The organism is Ensifer sesbaniae, assembly GCF_013283665.1.
GTDB lineage: Bacteria > Pseudomonadota > Alphaproteobacteria > Rhizobiales > Rhizobiaceae > Ensifer > Ensifer sesbaniae.
In genome coordinates this window covers 543,312-560,739 of sequence record NZ_JABEKU010000002.1, presented here as the reverse complement: position 1 = coordinate 560,739, position 17,428 = coordinate 543,312, and the positions used below count along the sequence as shown (strand labels likewise).

General features: G+C 63.1%; 15 protein-coding genes. 14 read left to right on the top strand and 1 reads right to left on the bottom strand.

Translation table 11 applies throughout. The annotated features are described in order from the left end of the window. The first annotated feature begins 151 nt into the window (after positions 1-151). Entirely contained in the window at positions 152-1,183 is a 1,032-nt protein-coding gene (locus BHMPCIPO_RS20405) for a trans-3-hydroxy-L-proline dehydratase (protein WP_173518660.1), read from the top strand. Positions 1,184-1,239: 56 nt separating this feature from the next. Here BHMPCIPO_RS20405 and BHMPCIPO_RS20400 read toward each other — a convergent pair whose 3' ends face one another. Then, entirely contained in the window at positions 1,240-1,860 is a 621-nt protein-coding gene (locus BHMPCIPO_RS20400; protein ID WP_173518659.1) for a helix-turn-helix domain-containing protein, read from the bottom strand. Between the two features lie 227 nt (positions 1,861-2,087). Between BHMPCIPO_RS20400 and BHMPCIPO_RS20395 the strand changes: the two genes are divergently transcribed. The 13 genes from BHMPCIPO_RS20395 (at position 2,088) to BHMPCIPO_RS20335 (ending at position 17,425) form a co-directional block, all read left to right on the top strand. Further along, the gene (locus BHMPCIPO_RS20395) at positions 2,088-3,665 is read left to right on the top strand and encodes an ABC transporter substrate-binding protein (protein ID WP_173518658.1); all 1,578 of its coding nucleotides are present in this window, start codon (positions 2,088-2,090) and stop codon (positions 3,663-3,665) included. Positions 3,666-3,728: 63 nt separating this feature from the next. Next, positions 3,729-4,670, top strand: coding sequence for an ABC transporter permease (locus BHMPCIPO_RS20390; protein ID WP_173518657.1), 942 nt, complete (start codon positions 3,729-3,731; stop codon positions 4,668-4,670). After that, on the top strand, positions 4,667-5,536 hold the full coding sequence (locus BHMPCIPO_RS20385) for an ABC transporter permease (protein WP_173518656.1): 870 nt from the start codon (positions 4,667-4,669) through the stop codon (positions 5,534-5,536). Before BHMPCIPO_RS20390 ends, BHMPCIPO_RS20385 begins: the two co-directional genes overlap by 4 nt. Position 5,537: 1 nt before the next feature. Beyond that, the gene (locus BHMPCIPO_RS20380; RefSeq protein WP_173518655.1) at positions 5,538-6,551 is read left to right on the top strand and encodes an ABC transporter ATP-binding protein; all 1,014 of its coding nucleotides are present in this window, start codon (positions 5,538-5,540) and stop codon (positions 6,549-6,551) included. Further along, positions 6,548-7,567 carry an ABC transporter ATP-binding protein gene (locus BHMPCIPO_RS20375; RefSeq protein ID WP_246304491.1) on the top strand — a complete coding sequence of 340 codons (1,020 nt, stop codon included), beginning with the start codon at positions 6,548-6,550 and terminating at the stop codon, positions 7,565-7,567. Before BHMPCIPO_RS20380 ends, BHMPCIPO_RS20375 begins: the two co-directional genes overlap by 4 nt. 25 nt (positions 7,568-7,592) lie before the next feature. Next, positions 7,593-9,395, top strand: a complete 1,803-nt coding sequence (locus BHMPCIPO_RS20370; protein ID WP_173518654.1) for an aminopeptidase P family protein — start codon at positions 7,593-7,595, stop codon at positions 9,393-9,395. 201 nt (positions 9,396-9,596) lie between these two features. Further along, positions 9,597-10,328 carry a DeoR family transcriptional regulator gene (locus tag BHMPCIPO_RS20365; RefSeq protein ID WP_173518653.1) on the top strand — a complete coding sequence of 244 codons (732 nt, stop codon included), beginning with the start codon at positions 9,597-9,599 and terminating at the stop codon, positions 10,326-10,328. A 169-nt stretch (positions 10,329-10,497) separates the two neighbouring features. After that, a complete protein-coding gene (deoC, locus tag BHMPCIPO_RS20360; RefSeq protein WP_173518652.1) occupies positions 10,498-11,511 on the top strand; it encodes a deoxyribose-phosphate aldolase in 1,014 nt (337 codons plus the stop codon). A 5-nt stretch (positions 11,512-11,516) separates the two neighbouring features. Then, the gene (locus BHMPCIPO_RS20355) at positions 11,517-13,901 is read left to right on the top strand and encodes an aldehyde dehydrogenase family protein (RefSeq protein ID WP_173518651.1); all 2,385 of its coding nucleotides are present in this window, start codon (positions 11,517-11,519) and stop codon (positions 13,899-13,901) included. A 133-nt stretch (positions 13,902-14,034) separates the two neighbouring features. Continuing rightward, entirely contained in the window at positions 14,035-14,490 is a 456-nt protein-coding gene (locus BHMPCIPO_RS20350) for an RbsD/FucU family protein (RefSeq protein ID WP_173518650.1), read from the top strand. Positions 14,491-14,595: 105 nt separating this feature from the next. After that, on the top strand, positions 14,596-15,528 hold the full coding sequence (gene rbsK, locus BHMPCIPO_RS20345) for a ribokinase (protein WP_173518649.1): 933 nt from the start codon (positions 14,596-14,598) through the stop codon (positions 15,526-15,528). Further along, a complete protein-coding gene (locus BHMPCIPO_RS20340; RefSeq protein WP_173518648.1) occupies positions 15,525-16,400 on the top strand; it encodes a carbohydrate ABC transporter permease in 876 nt (291 codons plus the stop codon). Before rbsK ends, BHMPCIPO_RS20340 begins: the two co-directional genes overlap by 4 nt. Continuing rightward, positions 16,397-17,425, top strand: a complete 1,029-nt coding sequence (locus tag BHMPCIPO_RS20335) for a carbohydrate ABC transporter permease (protein WP_173518647.1) — start codon at positions 16,397-16,399, stop codon at positions 17,423-17,425. The genes BHMPCIPO_RS20340 and BHMPCIPO_RS20335 overlap by 4 nt, the downstream gene beginning before the upstream one ends. Positions 17,426-17,428: the final 3 nt, after the last annotated feature.

Below are 17,428 nucleotides of genomic sequence, written 5' to 3'. Positions count from 1 at the left end.
TTGTATATTGGATCCAATATTTCTATGATTCTCTTTGCCGGTGGCGAGCGCGGTTGCTCCATCATCCGGCGAAACGGGGGAGCGCGGCTGATGCACAGGGCATCGGCGCGCCCGGGTGGCGCCCGTCCACCAGCACGGAAGGAGAAGGGGCATGCGCAGCAACAAGGTCGTCCACATCGTTTCCTGCCACGCGGAGGGGGAAGTCGGCGACGTGATCGTCGGCGGCGTCGCGCCGCCGCCGGGCAATACCCTTTGGGAGCAGCGCCGTTTCATTGCGGAGGACCAGACGCTGCGCAATTTCGTGCTCAACGAGCCGCGCGGCGGCGTTTTCCGCCACATCAACCTGCTTGTGCCGCCGAAGAACCCGCGCGCGACGATGGGCTTCATCATCATGGAACCGGAGGATACGCCGCCGATGTCCGGCTCCAACTCGATCTGCGTCTCCACCGTGCTGCTCGACAGCGGCATCGTGCCGATGCAGGAGCCGGAGACCCGCATGGTGCTCGAGGCGCCCGGCGGCCTGGTGAACGTCGTTGCCGAGTGCCGTAGCGGCAAGGCCGAGCGCATCACCGTTACCAACGTGCCGTCTTTTGCCGACAAGCTTGATGCCAAGCTCGAGGTCGAGGGCCTGGGCACGCTGACAGTCGATACGGCCTATGGCGGCGACAGCTTCGTCATCACCGACGCACGCGCGCTCGGTTTCTCGGTGACGCCAGACGAGGCGCGGGAACTGGCCGAAACCGGCATCAAGATCACTCGCGCAGCCAACGAGCAGCTCGGCTTCTCCCATCCGGAAAACCCGGAATGGGACCATATCTCCTTCTGCCAGCTGACGCTGCCGGTCGAGGAGAAGGACGGCGTGCTGCACGGCCGCAACACGGTCGTCATTCAGCCGGCCAAGCTCGACCGTTCTCCGACTGGGACCGGTTGCTCGGCGCGCATGGCGGTGCTCCATGCTCGCGGCGTGATGAAGATCGGCCAGCGCTTCAGCGGCCATTCCATCATCGATTCGACGTTCAATTGCCGTATCGTCGGCGAAACGACGGTCGGCGGCCGCCCGGCAATCGTTCCTGAGATTTCTGGCCGCGCCTGGATCACCGGCACGCACCAGGTGATGCTCGACCCGGCGGATCCGTGGCCGGCCGGCTATCGTCTTGCTGACACCTGGCCGCGCAAGCAGTAAGGCGCCGCGTGCGGGTTGCCTCGTGCGGCCCGCACACCGCCTTTCATCCTGCTGGCTCAGTCTTCCTTTATGATCCGGGTGGTGCCGACCCAGAGTTCGCGGGCCGGCCCCGCGCCGACATTGCGGGCGCGATGCGGCAGCGAGGCGGGGAAGTGCAGCGTATCGCCGGCCTTCAACAGATATTCCTTGCCGTCAATCTCGTAGAGCATTTCGCCTTCGATCAGATAAAGGAAGTCCTCACCCTCGTGGCTCGTCAGTTCGGAGGCGTAGCCCTTAGGCATGTGCGTGATGCAGCCATTGAGCGTCGCGCCCGGAAAGCCGCGCTCGATCAGTTCGTAGACGCGCTCCTTGGTCTCGACATTGTAGCCGGGGCGTTCGCCGGCGCGCGAGAGCATCGAATGCCCATGCTGCGGCGGCTGCGACAGGAAGGTATCGACGCTGGTGCCGAGCGCGTTGGCGACGTTGTAGAGCGAGATCAGCGACGGCGTGGAAATGCCGCGCTCGATCTGGCTGATGAAGCCTTCCGTCAGACCGGCTTCGCGTGCCACGTCCTTCATCGTCTTGCCGATTTCCTTGCGGCGCGCCCTGAGCATTTGCCCGAGCGAGGCGGGCGTCGCGGTTTCCGGGAGGGAGGCGCTTTCGGCAGCGTCAGGCGCCTCTTCGATCTTCAGGGGCATGATTTTCTTTCCGCTTGACTTGCGTCTATCGATGTACTTTAGTTCAGCTAAAGTTGGTTCGGCAAGCCGATCAGATCGGATGCCGGCCTTCTTAAAAAGGGGAACTACAAGAACGTCTTCGCGGCAATCCGTCGGCGACAAAAAACACCAAGAAAAATTGGATCCAATATCCAATTAACGTGTTCGGCGCGCGATCGATGCTGTCTGCGGTCAAAAGGAGGAGTGAGATGAAACGTATATTGCCTATTCTGCTCGGCGCGACGCTCGGGCTGCTTGCGGCCACTTCGGCATTTGCGATCGAGCGCGGCGGTGCGATGACCTTCGCGCGCTACGACGGCTCGACCGTCATCGACCCTGTTTACGCGGACCGCAATCCGGACCTCTGGATGGTGAACGGCCTCTATGAAACGCTGCTGCGCAACGGCCCTGACGGCTCGATCGTGCCGGGGCTTGCCGAGGCGCACGAGGTTTCGGCTGATGGCAAGACCATCACTTTGACGCTGAGAAGTGGTCTGAAATTTTCCGACGGCTCGGAACTGACCGGCGCCGACGTCGTCTTCTCGCTCGATCGTGCGCGCAACCCGGATCTTGGTCCCTGGGCAGGACTGCTCGGCGCTGTCGACAAGGTCACCGCAGACGGCAACAAGATCACCGTATCGCTCAAGAACCCCGACCCGACGATCATTTCGATCCTTGCAACCTTCAATACCGGCATCGTGCCGAAGGCAGCTTTCGAAAAAGCAGCCGGTGCAACGGATCAGGAGAAGGCGCGCGCCTTCTTTGCAGCCGGCCCGGTAACGTCCGGCCCCTTCGTCATGAAAAGCCACGTGCAGGGCACCAGCATGACCTTCGTCCGCAACCCGCACTACTGGCGTCAGGGTGAAGACGGCAAGCCGCTGCCCTATCTCGACCAGGTGGAGTTCGTCGTCATTCCCGATGACGCCACCCGTATCCTCAAGCTCCAGGCCGGCGAAGTCGACGCCGCCGAGTTCATCCCCTTCGCTCGCGTCGGTGAGCTCAGCGCCGATCCGAACCTGAAGATGGAGCTTTTCCCCTCGACCCGTATCGTCTACGCGCCGATCAATACGCGCGAAACGAAGAAAGACGGCTCGAAGAACCCGCTTGCCGATATCAAGGTGCGTCAGGCGCTGAACTACGCGACCGACAAGAACGTGCTGATCAAGCTCGTCACCTTCGACACCGGCAAGCCGATGACCTCGCTGATGTCGGCGGCGACGCAGCTTCACTATGGCCCTGCGCCGCTCTATCCCTACGATCCGGAAAAGGCCAAGCAGTTGCTATCTGAAGCCGGCCTCGGCAGCGGTTTCGACGTGAAGTTCACGACACTTGCCGGCAGCGCCGACGACGCGACGCTGTTTACAGCCCTTCAGCAGATGTGGGCGCCGCTTGGCGTCAACCTCAAGGTCGAGCAGGTCGACAATCCGACTCGCGGCGAAAAGAACCGCTCCGGTGATTTCGACATCCATACCTATGGCTGGGCGAACGATGTCAACGATCCGGCGCAGGTGACCGGCTGGCTCGGCTACTACAAGCAGCGCCAGGCCGTCGGCACCGGCTGGAACAACCAGGAATTCAACACGCTGTTCGAGGCCTCCAACGTCGAACCCGACCCGGCCAAGCGCAAGGACGAATACAAGCGCATGCAGGAGATCTACGCGGCGGAAGCGCCGCTGCTCTTCCTGTTCGAGACGCCATTCGCCGTCGCGGTATCCAAGTCGATCGAAGGCTACGTACAGACGCCACTCGGCGCCAACGACTTCTCGGAAGCCTGGCGCGCCGACTGATAGCGAAACGATCTGCGAGAGCCGGGCGGCAGGCCGCCCGGTTTTCCGTTGAAGGTTGGATTCATGCCCTCACTTTCCTATCTCGTGGCACGGCTGCTGCAGATCATCCCCACCTTTCTTTTGGTGATGATCTTCATCTTCCTACTCGTACGCCTCTTGCCCGGTGACCCGGCGATCGCCATGGCAGAGGCCAAGGCGACCGATGCCCAACTCGAACAGATCCGGCACAATCTCGGCCTGGACCAGCCGCTGCCGGTTCAGTTCCTCGTCTTCGTCAAAAACACGCTGACTGGTGACCTCGGTCGCTCGATCATGCTGAAAGCGCCGGTGACGGAGATCATTCTCGATCGGCTGCCGACGACGATCTTCCTAGCGCTCTATTCGATCGTGCTTGCCGTCTTTCTCGCCGGGCCACTCGCCTTCCTCGCGGCGTCGCGTGTCAACAGTTCGGTCGATGTCGCGATCCGCGGTGTCTTTCAGGTCGGCCTTTCCATGCCCGTCTTCTATATCGGGCTCCTGTTGCTGACCGTATTGGCGGCGCAACTGCGCTGGTTCCCGGTCGGTGGCTACGGCAAGACCTTTCTCGCGAACCTCTATCATCTCATCCTGCCGGCCTTGAGCGTCGCGCTCTACACGTCCGCGATCATCCTGCGCAATCTCCGGGCCTCGCTGATCGAGGTGCTCGATGCCGATTATGTGCAGTTCGCCCGGGCCAAGGGGCTTTCACCGCGCATCATCATGACCCGGCATGTGTTGCGCAATGCGATGGTCTCCACCGTAACGCTGCTCGGCCTGTCGATCGGCAACCTGATGAGTGGCACGCTGGTGACCGAGACGGTCTTTGCTATTCCCGGCGTCGGCCGGCTGATGCTGGAGGCGATCTTCGCCCGCGACTATCCGCTGATCCAGGGCCTGACGCTCACCTTCGCCGTGCTCGTCTCCGTCGTCTTCCTGCTGACGGACGTCGTGCAATCCTGGCTCGATCCGAGGCTTCGCCAATCATGACCGTCTTGACGCAATCCCATGCGCGGACGCGGGGACGTCTGCAGACCTTTCTCGTCCGCGCCTTTACCCGCCCGTCCTTCGTCGTCGGCATCGCCATCCTCGGCCTGTCGCTTGCGCTTGCGCTGTTCCCGCAAGTCTTTGCGCCCTACGATCCGCTGGCCTTCGACCTCCAGGCGATCCAGCAGGGGCCGAGCCTTGCGCACCCCTTCGGCAGCGACAATTTCGGGCGCGACGTACTCTCGCGCGTCATCTGGGCCTATCGGGTCGATATGCAGATGGCCTTCTTCGCGACGATCTTCGCGCTGCTGATCGGCCTCGCCGTCGGCGCCTTCGTCGGCTACTATGGCGGCATAGCCGATGCGATCTTTGGCCGTTGCGTCGATGCGATCATCACCTTTCCGTTCCTGGTCTTGGTGATCGCGATCGTCGCGGTGCTTGGCCCCGGCCTCATCAATATGTATGTGGCGATCACCGCTGTGAACTGGGTCTACTACGCCCGGCTGACACGCGCCGAAATCATGGCGCAGAAGGCCAACGACTATGCCGCCGCCGGCCGCGTACTCGGCTATTCCGATCGCCGCATCATCTTCCGCCATCTCTTGCCGAACGCGATCTCGCCGATTCTGGTCTACTGGATGACCGACATGGCGCTCGCGATCCTGCTCGGCTCGTCACTCGGCTATCTCGGCCTTGGAGCCCAGCCGCCGGCTGCCGAATGGGGTGTATTGATCGCCGAGGGCCGCAACTTCCTGCTGACGGCCTGGTGGATGAGCCTGATGCCAGGCATCGCCATCGTTCTGACCGGGCTCGGCTTCAGCCTCGTCGGCGACGCGCTTGCCGACCTGCTTCGACCGAAGGGGCGTTGACATGAGAGTACAGAAGAAAACTGTTGTTCTTGACGTCAGGCACCTTCGCACCGAGTTCGGCACGCAAGAACGGCCGTTGGTCGCTGTCGACGACGTTTCGTTCCAGGTGGCGGAAGGCGAGATCCTTGGCCTTGTTGGCGAGTCCGGCTCGGGCAAGAGCATCACGCTGCGCTCGATCCTCGGCATCATCCGGCCGCGCGGCCGCGTCGCCGGCGAGATCCTCTGGAACGGACAGGACCTCGTTCCGCTGGATGAGGCGCGGCTCAGACGCATCCGCGGCCGTGAGATCGCGATGATCTTCCAGGAGCCGATGTCGTCACTCAATCCTCTGCTGACCGTCGGCCTGCAGATTTCGGAGAACCTCGTCGCGCACACGGATCTCGACGCCAGGGCAAGGAAGGCGCGCGCGATCGAACTGCTCGATCTCGTCGGCATCCCCGCTGCGCGCAGCCGCCTCGACGATTTCCCGCACGAGTTCTCCGGCGGCATGCGGCAGCGGGTGATGATTGCCATCGCGCTTGCCTCCAACCCAAAGCTGCTGCTCGCGGATGAGCCGACCACCGCGCTCGACGTGACGATTCAGGACCAGATCTTGCGACTGATCCAGTCGCTGAGCCGCGATCTCGGCATGGCGGTGATCCTCGTCACCCACGACATGGGCGTCGTTGCCGAAACCTGCGACCGCGTCGCGGTCATGTATGGCGGACGGCTCTGCGAGATCGGGACGACGACGGAGGTGATCGCCGATGCGCGCCATCCCTATTCGCTGGGGTTGCTGCGCTCGATCCCGCGCGATGTCGCGCCGCGAACGCCGCTTTACTCCATCCCTGGCGCACCGCCGGCGCTGAACGCGCTTCCGCCCGGCTGTGCCTTCAGCGCGCGGTGTCCCGTTGCCGGTGGCGACTGTGCCGATGTTCGGCCACGGCTCCAGGGCGCCGGCGCACTCAGGCAGGTTGCCTGTCATCATCTTCAGGATGCGCTTGCGCATTTCGGTCCGCGGGAGGCGGCGCAATGACCATGCCCATGCCCATGCAAGCAGGCCCGATCCCGTTGCTGTCGCTATGCGCGCTTTCAATGCGCTTCGAGAAACGACGTTCGCTCTCCGATACGCTGGCCCGGCGCCCGCAACAGGTCGTTTCGGCGGTCAATGACGTCGACCTCGATGTGATGCCCGGCGAGACACTCGGGATCGTCGGCGAATCCGGCTGCGGCAAGTCCACACTGGCGCGCCTGATTGCCGGGCTTCACCGGCCGACCGCCGGCGACATCCTATTCGAGGGGAAAAGTGTCGTCGGTCTCAAGGGTGCACGGCGACGCGCCTACAACAGGCGGGTCCAGATGATGTTCCAGGACCCCTATACCTCGCTCAATCCGCGCATGACCGTGCGCGATACGCTGCGGGAGGCGATCACCGTGCATCGCATGCGCGACGGTGCTGCGATCGACCGGCGGGTCGATGAATTGCTGGACCTTGTCCGGCTGCCGGAAGGGGCGGCCGACAAGTATCCGCACGAATTCTCGGGCGGGCAGCGCCAGCGCATCGGCATTGCGCGTGCGCTCTCGCTGGAGCCGACGTGTCTTGTCGCGGATGAGCTGGTCTCGGCGCTTGACGTCTCGATCCAGGCGCAGGTCGTCAATCTCTTGATCGAGCTTCAGGACGAGCTGGGCCTGACGGTGCTGTTCGTGGCGCATGACCTTAGGCTCGTACGTCACGTTTCGCACCGTGTCGCCGTCATCTATCTCGGCGCGATCGTCGAGATCGGACCCTCCGAAGCGCTGTTTTCAAAGCCGATGCATCCCTATTCGAAGGGGCTTCTTGCCGCAGCACCGTCGCTCGATCCCAGCGCCAGACGGCGTGCGCCGGCACTCGTCGGCGAGTTGCCGAGCCCGCTCGCCATTCCGCCCGGCTGCCCCTTCCACGTGCGCTGCCCGCACGCGACCGAACGCTGCCGCCGCGAAAAGCCGGCGTTGCGTCCAGTCGGTGCCGGCATGACCGCCTGCCACTTCGCCGAGACGATCGGCGACGCCTGAAGCTCCACTCGATAGGAAAGACATTATGGATACGACAGCAAGGCCGGATATCTCCGGCCGCATCGGCGCCTTGCGGCGCAAGCTTGCCGAAACCGGGCTCGACGGCTACGTCGTGCCGCGCTTCGACGAGCATCAGGGCGAATACTGCGCGCCACATGACAACCGCCTGGCTTTCGTCACCGGTTTCACCGGCTCGGCCGGGGTGGCGATCATCATGCGCGACCGTGCCGCGATCTTCGTCGATGGTCGCTACCAGGTGCAAGTGCGCGACGAAGTGGATCTCGGCACTTTCGCGATCGAGCATTTCTACGATGCGCCGCTGAAGGACTGGCTGAAGAACAACCTGCGCAAGGGCGAGCGCGTGGGCTTCAACGCCATGCTGCTGCCCTCGACCTGGGACGCCGATTGCGGCCGTTCGGTGGAAGAGGCAGGTGGCCTTTGGACTCCTGTCGACGAAGACCTCGTCGATGCGATCTGGACCGACCAGCCGGAAAAGCCGCTCGGCAAGATCATGGCTTTCCCTGTGGCCCATTCCGGCGAAAGCGTTGCCGGAAAGAAACGCCGCATCGCCCAAATGCTGGCGGAACAGGGGGCAGACCTTCTGATCGAGGCGCAGCCGGACAATATCGCCTGGTTCCTGAATGTTCGTGGACGCGACGTCGCGTTCAACCCGATGCCGCAATCTTTCCTGGTCTTCGACCGCACCGGGCAAACGGAATGGCTGGTCGACCATCGGAAGCTCCCGAACGATCTTTCCGATTTCGAACTCGACGGGGTCGCGCTGGCCGAGCCGGCCCAATTGCTTGAGCGCGTTCGGACACTGGCGGCCGGGCGAACGGCGCTGATCGATCCGGGTTTCGCCCCGTCGGCGGCCGCCCATGCCACGCGTGCTGCTGGTGGGACCGTAAAACTTGCAAAAAGCCCGATCACGCTTGCCAAGATGCACAAGAACGCCACGGAGCTTGCGGGATTTCGTGACTGCCACCGTCTCGACGGTGCCGCATGGATACGCTTCTTCGCCTGGCTCGATCGCCACGCCGCCGAACGAGATGCGAGCGGTAAGCCGGTCACCGAGCTCGAGGCGGAAGAACGGATCCTCGCCTATCGCTCGATGGCCGAGAGCTTCGTCGAGCCGAGTTTCCGCTCGATCTCGGCAGCCGGCGGCCACGCCGCGATGTGCCACTATGCGGCCACCGGGAAGGGCAACGGCTTGATCCGCAAGGGCGGCGTCTACCTGCTCGATTCCGGTGGACAGTATCTGACGGGCACCACCGATGCCACGCGGACGACGGCGATCGGTGCGGTCGACGACGAGATCCGGCGCGCTTATACCGCCGTTCTCAAAGGGCTGATTTCGATGGTGTCGCTGAAGTTCCCGAGGGGTACCTTCGGTCACCAGCTTGACGCCTTTGCCCGGCGTCCGCTCTGGGATCTGGGGCTCGATTATGATCACGGCACCGGCCACGGCGTCGGGCATTTTCTTTCGGTCCACGAGCAGCCCCAGCGCTTCGACCGTCGCGTCAATGAGATCGAGCTGAAACCCGGCATGGTCACGACCATCGAGCCTGGCTATTACAAGGCCGGCGCCTATGGCATCCGCATCGAGAACCAGGTCGAGGTCGTGGATGATGGCGACGGCTTCCGGAGCTTCCGCAGCCTGACACTCGTACCGATCGATCTGCGGCTCGCCGACATCGGTCTCCTGACCCAAGCGGAACGGCGATGGATCGACGCCTACCACAGCCGCGTTGCGCGCGAGATGGATGGCCTGCTCGATGCCGAGACATTGCGCTGGCTCTCGGAGAGAACCGCTCCGATCGACGCCTGAAGCGACACCTATGCTTGAGCCTTGACCACCGGACGGCGGGCCAATCGGCCCGCCGCAACCTCTTTACGGACGACCCGAACGGTTGCAGCGTCTTACACGCCGTGTGAGTCCTCTTGCTCGTCAGGCAGAATTTGTGATAATTTTCACAAATATTGTTCGTGGTCGCCGAGGCCACGAACTGGCTCGAACACGGACAAGGGCATGGTCAGTCGTAAAACCGCTCGCATCATTCAACTCGCCGACGCGCTTTCCGGGCGAAGGGTGCTGCATCTGCGCGACGCCGCTGCATTGCTCGGCGTTTCGGAAATGACGGTTCGCCGCGATGTCGCCGACAACCCGGGCCAGTTCGCCTTTCTCGGTGGGCATATCGTTCCGGCGGCGGAGATCGAGGGCGACGCACCCTACGAACTGGCGCGCGAAGCCGACAGCCATGCCGCCGCCAAGCGCGAGGCCTGCGTCCATGCGGCCCGCCACATTCGTCCGGATGAGACGATCTTCATCGATTGCGGCACGACGCTCGAATATCTCGTTGATCTCATTCCGGAAAATTATTCAATTACGGCAGTATGTTATTCGCTGAACGTGGCTGAAAAGCTGACGCACAAGCCAAATGTGCGGATTGTCATGCTGGGCGGTGTCTATCATCCGTCCTCGGCGTCTTTTTCCGGCAATTCCGGACTCGAGACGCTCGATTCGCTCGGCATCAACGTCGCGTTTCTGTCGGCGGCCGGTGTCGATCCGGGCCGGGGCGCCACCTGCGTCCATTTTCACGAAGTCTCGGTGAAGCAGAAGGTCATTTCGCTTGCGCGCGAAAGCCATCTCGTTGTCGATCTCAGCAAGATCGGCAAATTGAAGCCGGCTTTTTTCGCGTCAATCGGTGTTTTTCGCTCTATCATTACGGAAGAGGGCGAGACGCAGTTGTCGGGCCTGTAGCGGCAGCGCAAAAATATTACAAATTCGTCAAAGCATGAGAGGTTCGCTTGACACTCTCAGTTTTTGATGAAATAGTCACAAAAATTCGATAGAAAAATAACAAAATCGAGATCTCGGCGGCCGTGCCCGCGTGCGGCTGGCTGCGACAGGGAGTTCAAGGAGCCATCGCTTGGAAGACCTAGCTGTGAAAACCGGCGCGTCGAAAGTCGCGCAGTCGCCGGCGGCGGGCCATAACTGGCCGCGCAACAACGGCATCGATCTCGATTTCGGCTGGGTGCTGGATCAGCGCGTCAACCTGTCTGCTGCTGAGCGCCGCGTCGCGACGCTGCCTGGTCGCCGCACCGTTAAGAAGGATGCGCAGGCTGCCTGGTTGCTGAAGGCCGTCACCTGCATCGATCTCACCACCCTTAACGGTGACGACACGACGGAGCGCGTTAAGCGGCTCTGCGCCAAGGCGCGCCAGCCGGTGCGCCAGGATCTGCTCGACGCGATGGGCATGGGCGGTCGCGGCATCACGACCGGTGCGGTTTGCGTCTATCACCGCTTCGTTTCGACGGCTGTCGAGGCGCTGGACGGATCCGGCATCCCGGTCGCTGCCGTCTCCACCGGCTTCCCGGCCGGCCTCATCCCCCATGATGTGAAACTGCGGGAGATCGAGGCATCGGTTGCCGACGGCGCCAAGGAAATCGACATCGTCATCACCCGCGAGCACGTGCTGACCGGCAACTGGCAGGCACTCTACGACGAGATGCGCGACTTCCGCACCGCCTGCGGCGATGCCCATGTAAAGGCAATCCTGGCGACCGGCGACCTGAAGACGCTGCGCAACGTCGCGCGTGCCTCGCTCGTTTGCATGATGGCGGGCGCCGATTTCATCAAGACCTCGACCGGCAAGGAGGGCGTCAACGCCACCCTTCTGGTGACGCTCGTCATGCTGCGCATGATCCGCGCCTATCAGGAGCGGACCGGCCTCAAGGTTGGCTACAAGCCGGCCGGCGGTATTTCCGCGGCCAAGGACATCCTGAACTACCAGTTCCTGATGAAGGACGAACTCGGTCGCGAATGGCTCGAGCCGGATCTTTTCCGCATCGGCGCATCGAGCCTGCTCGCCGACATCGAGCGCCAGCTCGAACATCACGTGACCGGCGCCTATTCGGCCCTCAACCGACACCCGATTGGATGATCCCGATGACTGTCGCAAGGTATTTTGACGAAATGTCCTATGGTCCCGCGCCCGAAGCCGACACGGAAGCCCGCCAGTGGCTGGCGCGTCACAAGGGCGAGTTCGGCCACTTCATCAACGGCGCCTTTGTTGCTTCCGCCTCGGGCAAGACTTTCGAGACGAATGAGCCGGCGACCGGCAAGCTGTTGGCAAAGATCGCGCTCGGCGGCGCCAAGGACGTGGACGACGCCGTTGCGGCCGCCCGCAAGGCTCAGGGCCCGTGGGCGAAGCTGCCGGGCCATGCCCGCGCGCGCCATCTCTATGCGCTCGCCCGTATGATCCAGCGCCACGCCCGCCTGATCGCCGTGGTCGAGGCGATCGACAATGGCAAGCCGATCCGCGAAACGCGCGACATCGATGTTCCGCTCGCCGCTCGCCACTTCTATCACCATGCCGGCTGGGCGCAGCTTCAGGAAACCGAGTTTGCCGATCAGGTACCGGTCGGCGTCGTCGGTCAGGTCATTCCCTGGAACTTTCCGTTCCTGATGCTCGCTTGGAAGGTTGCGCCGGCGCTGGCACTCGGCAACACCGTCATCCTCAAGCCCGCGGAGTTCACGCCGCTGACGGCGCTGCTCTTCGCAGAACTCGCTTCCGCCGCTGGACTGCCGGCCGGTGTGCTCAATGTCGTGACCGGCGAAGGCGAAACCGGCGCGCTGATCGTCGAGCATGCGGATATCGACAAGATCGCCTTTACCGGCTCGACCGAGGTCGGTCGTCTCATTCGCGAGCGGACCGCCGGCACCGGCAAGTCTCTGACGCTCGAGCTCGGCGGCAAGTCGCCCTTTATCGTCTTTGACGATGCCGACATCGACGGCGCCGTCGAAGGCGTGGTGGACGCCATCTGGTTCAACCAGGGTCAGGTCTGCTGCGCCGGCTCGCGCATCCTCGTGCAGGAAGGCGTGGCGCCACTCTTCTACGAGCGTCTGAAGCGCCGCATGCAGACGCTGCGCGTCGGCCATCCGCTCGACAAGGCGATCGACATGGCGGCAATCGTTGCTCCCGTGCAGTTGCAGCGGATCGAAAACCTTGTTGCCAAGGGTGTTGCCGAGGGTGCTGCTTTGCACCAGCCGACGATCGAACTGCCGAAGGGCGGCAGCTTCTATCCGCCGACGCTGCTGACCGGCGTGCAGCCGACCTCGATCGTTGCGACCGAGGAGATCTTCGGACCCGTCGCGGTATCGATGACCTTCCGCACCCCGGAAGAGGCGATCCAGCTTGCCAACCACACGCGTTACGGCCTTGCCGCCAGCGTCTGGAGCGAGACCATCGGCCTCGCACTTAATGTCGCGGCCAAGCTCGCCGCCGGCGTCGTCTGGGTCAATGCCACCAATCTCTTCGATGCCTCCGCCGGTTTCGGTGGCAAGCGCGAGTCCGGCTTCGGCCGAGAAGGTGGTCGCGAAGGTTGTTACGAATATCTGAAGCCGAAGGCTTGGCTTGGCCGCAAGCTCAGGGCGGCCGTCGCCGAACCGGCGCTGAAACCCGTCGTTGGTGATTTCGCCATGCCGTCGGTCGATCGCACCGCCAAGCTCTTCATCGGCGGCAAGCAGGCGCGGCCGGATGGAAATTATAACCGCAACGTACTTTCGCCCAAGGGCAAGGTGCTCGGCGAGGTCGGCGAGGGCAATCGCAAGGATATCCGCAACGCCGTCGTCGCGGCGCAAGCCGCCTCCGCCTGGTCTTCGGCAACCACGCATAACCGCGCACAGATCCTCTATTACATCGCCGAAAACCTGAGCGGTCGCGCCGACGAGTTCGCCGATCGCATCGCGGCCATGACCGGCGCGTCTGCGGCGAACGCCAAGGCCGAGGTCGAGGCCTCGATCGCGCGCCTCTTCACCTATGGTGCCTGGGCGGACAAGTACGAGGGGGCCATTCACCAGCCGCCGCTTCGCGGTGTCGCGCTCGCCATGCCTGAGGCGCTTGGCGTCGTCGGCGTGGTCTGCCCGCCCGAAGCGCCGCTTCTCGGCATGATCAGCCTCGTCGCGCCGCTGATTGCCACCGGCAACCGCGTCGTCGTGGTGCCGAGCGAGCCGCATCCGCTGGCTGCCACCGATTTCTATACGGTTCTGGAAACTTCAGACGTTCCGGCCGGCGTCGTCAACATCGTTACCGGTTCGGCGATCGAGCTGGCAAAGACTCTTGCAAGCCACAACGATGTGGATGCGCTCTGGGCCTTCGGCACGCCCGAGCTTTCGACGCTGGTCGAGAAGCTCTCAGCCGGCAACCTCAAGCGCACTTTCGTCGACTACGGCAAGGCGACGAACTGGCTCGATCGCGAGGCGGCAGAAGGTCCGGCCTATCTGCGCCGCGCAACGGACGTCAAAAACATCTGGATCCCCTACGGCGAGTAGGGGCAGCTATTGCGCGGGTGGGGGGAGCCGGTCAGCGCGATGGAGGAAATGAACAGTGAGGGAGACGCGTTCGCCCGCGAAGGGCAGCGCAGAGAGCGCGATGGCACTCGTCGCGCGCAGGAGGAGGACTGTAATGCTGAAGAATATCGATCCGGCGCTGAACGCCGACGTGCTGCACGCGCTGCGGTCCATGGGACACGGCGACACGCTGGTCATTTCCGACACCAACTTTCCGTCCGATGCGATTGCGCGAAAGACGACGCTCGGTACGCTGCTGCGCATCGACAACGTATCGGCCGCGCGCGCGGTCGAGGCCGTGCTTTCGGTGCTGCCGCTCGACACGCCGCTGCAGCCTTCCGCCGGTCGCATGGAGGTCATGGGCGCGCCCGATGAGGTCCTGCCGGTGCAGCAGGAAGTGCAGGCGGTGATCGACCGTGCCGAGGGCAAATCGGCGCCGATGTACGGCATCGAGCGCTTCGCTTTCTACGAGGAAGCCAAAAAAGCCTATTGCGTCATCACCACGGGCGAGACCCGCTTCTACGGCTGCTTCCTGTTCACCAAGGGCGTCATCCCGCCCAAGACCGCCTGATCGACCGCCTGCGCGGTCACCGCGCAGCGCCTGACTACAGATGAAATCGCGAGAGATTGCCTGGGCACACCGTTTGCTGCGGTGCGGTCGCAGGGGGAGGCATGAATGAAGGTTGGTGTTTCGATCCTTGGAATCTTCGTGGCCGACACGGCCTATCTGGCGCCGCGCATGCCGGTCATCGGTGAAACGATTACCGGCAGTGGGTTCTCGGTCGGTCCCGGCGGCAAGGGCTCCAACCAGGCGGTTGCAGCAGCACGTGCCGGCAGTCCGGTCTCCTTCATCTCCAAGCTTGGTCGCGATACCTTCGGGGAGATGGCATTGCGCACTTATGCGGAAGCGGGCGTGACGTCGAAGATCGTACAGATGGACGACCTGCCGACGGGCGCGGCCTTTATCTACGTCAACGACCAGAACGGCGAGAATGCGATCATCGTCTATCCCGGGGCGGCGGGCTCGATCGGCGTCGACGACGTCGAAGCGGCGCGTGAGACGATTGAAACTTCACGCATCTTCGTGACCCAATTGGAGCAGCCGGTCGCCGCCGCGCAGCGCGCGCTCGAGATCGCCCATGCGGCCGGCGTCACTACGGTTTTCAATCCGGCGCCCGCCGAAGCCTTCCCGGATGCGATCTATCCGCTTAGCGACTACCTCGTGCCGAACGAGACGGAGGCCGCGGCCATCGTCGGTTTCGCACTTTCTTCGCAGGATGACATCCGTCGCGCCGGCGATGCGATCCTGAAGAAGGGCGCGAAGACCGCGCTCATCACCCTCGGGGAACGGGGAGTGCTCTATCACAACCACGAGCAGTCGGTGCTGGTGCCCGCGATTGCAAGCGGACCGGTGATCGATACGACCGGGGCAGGCGACGCCTTCGTCGGCGGCTTCTCAGCGGCGTTGGCGCGCGGACTCGCTCCGATCGAAGCCGTTCGCTTTGGTTGCGCGACCGCTGGCATCGCGGTCACCCGCCGCGGCACCGCACCGGCCATGCCGACGCTCGCCGAGATCGAGGCGCTGCTGGCACGAGGGGTGTCCGCATGACGCGCAACGACCCGATCAAGCACTTCTTCATCTGGCCCGCCCTCATCATCGTCCTGCTGATCTCGATCTTCCCGCTCGTCTACTCGCTGACGACGAGCTTCATGAGCATGCGGCTCGTGCCGCCGACGCCGTCCCGCTTCGTCGGCTTCGGCAACTATCTCGACCTGCTTCAGAACCCACGCTTCTGGCACGTGGCGGGCACGACGACGCTGATCGCCTTCATCTCCGTCGGGCTGCAATATGTGATCGGTCTCTCGGTGGCGTTGGCGCTGAACTCGCGGGTACCGGGTGAGGGCATCTTTCGCGTCAGCTTCCTATTGCCGATGCTGGTCGCGCCGGTCGCGGTCGCTCTGATCGCTCGCCAGGTGCTCAACCCGACAATGGGGCCGCTCAACGAACTGATGACGGCGCTCGGCTTTGCCAATCTGCCTTTCCTCACCCAGACGAGCTGGGCGCTCGGCTCGATCATAGCGGTCGAGGTCTGGCAATGGACGCCCTTCGTCATCCTCATGCTGCTTGCCGGCCTTCAGACCCTGCCGGACGATGTCTACGAGGCAGCCGCGCTGGAAAATGCCACGCCCTGGCAGCAGTTCCGCGACATCACCTTTCCGATGCTCCTGCCGATCTCGGTCGCCGTTGTCTTCATCCGGCTGATCGAGAGCTACAAGATCATCGACACGGTCTTCGTCATGACTGGCGGCGGGCCGGGGATCTCGACCGAGACGCTGACCCTCTTTGCCTATCAGGAGGGCTTCAAGAAGTTCAACCTCGGTTACACTTCGGCGCTTTCCTTCCTGTTCCTGATCGTCATCACGGTGATCGGCCTCGTCTATCTCGCGGTCCTCAAGCCCTATCTGGAGAAGCACAAATGAGCGTGCGTACTCTCAAGGGAAAGCGGCGCTGGCTGGCACTTGGCGGCTGCCTCATCTGGCTCGCTTTCACCTTCTTTCCGCTCTACTGGGTGCTGATCACCTCGTTCAAGACGCCGATCGCCGTCGTCGGCGGTCCAACCTATCTGCCCTTCGTGGACTTCGAGCCAAGCTTGACGGCCTGGAGCGAGCTCTTGTCGGGCCAGCGCGGCGAGTTCTTCAACACGTTCCTTGCCTCGACGATCATCGGGCTGTCGGCAGCGGTTGCGGCCACCGGCATCGGCGCCATGGCGGCCTATGCGCTCGTGCGTTTTACCTTCCGTTTCCGCCTTCTGTCGGCGTTGATCTTCGTGGCGATCGCCTTCGGCGGCTTCCTGCTTGGCCGCCATGTGTTTGGATTCGGCCAGGGAATCTCGCTGATCTACGCTTTTGTCGCCGCGCTCGTGCTTGCAGTGATCTCGAGCCGTTTCCCCCTTCCGGGGCCGGAACTCGGCAACAACGACATCGTCTTCTGGTTCGTCAGCCAGCGCATGTTTCCGCCGATCGTCGCCGCCTTCGCGCTCTACCTGATGTACACGGAGATGGGCAAACTCGGCTTCAAGCTGGTCGACAGCTACATCGGGCTCACCTTCGCCTATATCGCCTTTTCGCTGCCGATCGTCATCTGGCTGATGCGTGACTTCTTCGAGGCGTTGCCGGTCGAAGTGGAGGAGGCGGCGATGGTCGACAACGTGCCGTCCTGGCGGATCTTCTTCGGCATCGTGCTGCCCATGTCGAAACCGGGACTGATCGCCACCTTCATGATCACGCTCGCCTTCGTCTGGAACGAGTTCCTGTTCGCGCTGTTCCTGACCAATTCCAAATGGCAGACCCTACCGATCCTCGTCGCCGGCCAGAACAGCCAGCGCGGCGACGAATGGTGGGCGATCTCGGCTGCCGCTCTCGTTGCCATCATTCCGATGATGGTTATGGCCGGGCTTTTGAGCCGGCTCATGCGCTCCGGCCTGCTTCTCGGAGCGATCAAGTAACCA

Coding starts and splice junctions, on each gene's coding strand:
- BHMPCIPO_RS20405 (WP_173518660.1), top strand. CDS start 152: ATGCGCAGCAACAAGGTCGTCCACATCGTTTCCTGCCACGCGGAGGGG.
- BHMPCIPO_RS20400 (WP_173518659.1), bottom strand. CDS start 1,860: ATGCCCCTGAAGATCGAAGAGGCGCCTGACGCTGCCGAAAGCGCCTCC.
- BHMPCIPO_RS20395 (WP_173518658.1), top strand. CDS start 2,088: ATGAAACGTATATTGCCTATTCTGCTCGGCGCGACGCTCGGGCTGCTT.
- BHMPCIPO_RS20390 (WP_173518657.1), top strand. CDS start 3,729: ATGCCCTCACTTTCCTATCTCGTGGCACGGCTGCTGCAGATCATCCCC.
- BHMPCIPO_RS20385 (WP_173518656.1), top strand. CDS start 4,667: ATGACCGTCTTGACGCAATCCCATGCGCGGACGCGGGGACGTCTGCAG.
- BHMPCIPO_RS20380 (WP_173518655.1), top strand. CDS start 5,538: ATGAGAGTACAGAAGAAAACTGTTGTTCTTGACGTCAGGCACCTTCGC.
- BHMPCIPO_RS20375 (WP_246304491.1), top strand. CDS start 6,548: ATGACCATGCCCATGCCCATGCAAGCAGGCCCGATCCCGTTGCTGTCG.
- BHMPCIPO_RS20370 (WP_173518654.1), top strand. CDS start 7,593: ATGGATACGACAGCAAGGCCGGATATCTCCGGCCGCATCGGCGCCTTG.
- BHMPCIPO_RS20365 (WP_173518653.1), top strand. CDS start 9,597: ATGGTCAGTCGTAAAACCGCTCGCATCATTCAACTCGCCGACGCGCTT.
- BHMPCIPO_RS20355 (WP_173518651.1), top strand. CDS start 11,517: ATGACTGTCGCAAGGTATTTTGACGAAATGTCCTATGGTCCCGCGCCC.
- BHMPCIPO_RS20350 (WP_173518650.1), top strand. CDS start 14,035: ATGCTGAAGAATATCGATCCGGCGCTGAACGCCGACGTGCTGCACGCG.
- rbsK (WP_173518649.1), top strand. CDS start 14,596: ATGAAGGTTGGTGTTTCGATCCTTGGAATCTTCGTGGCCGACACGGCC.
- BHMPCIPO_RS20340 (WP_173518648.1), top strand. CDS start 15,525: ATGACGCGCAACGACCCGATCAAGCACTTCTTCATCTGGCCCGCCCTC.
- BHMPCIPO_RS20335 (WP_173518647.1), top strand. CDS start 16,397: ATGAGCGTGCGTACTCTCAAGGGAAAGCGGCGCTGGCTGGCACTTGGC.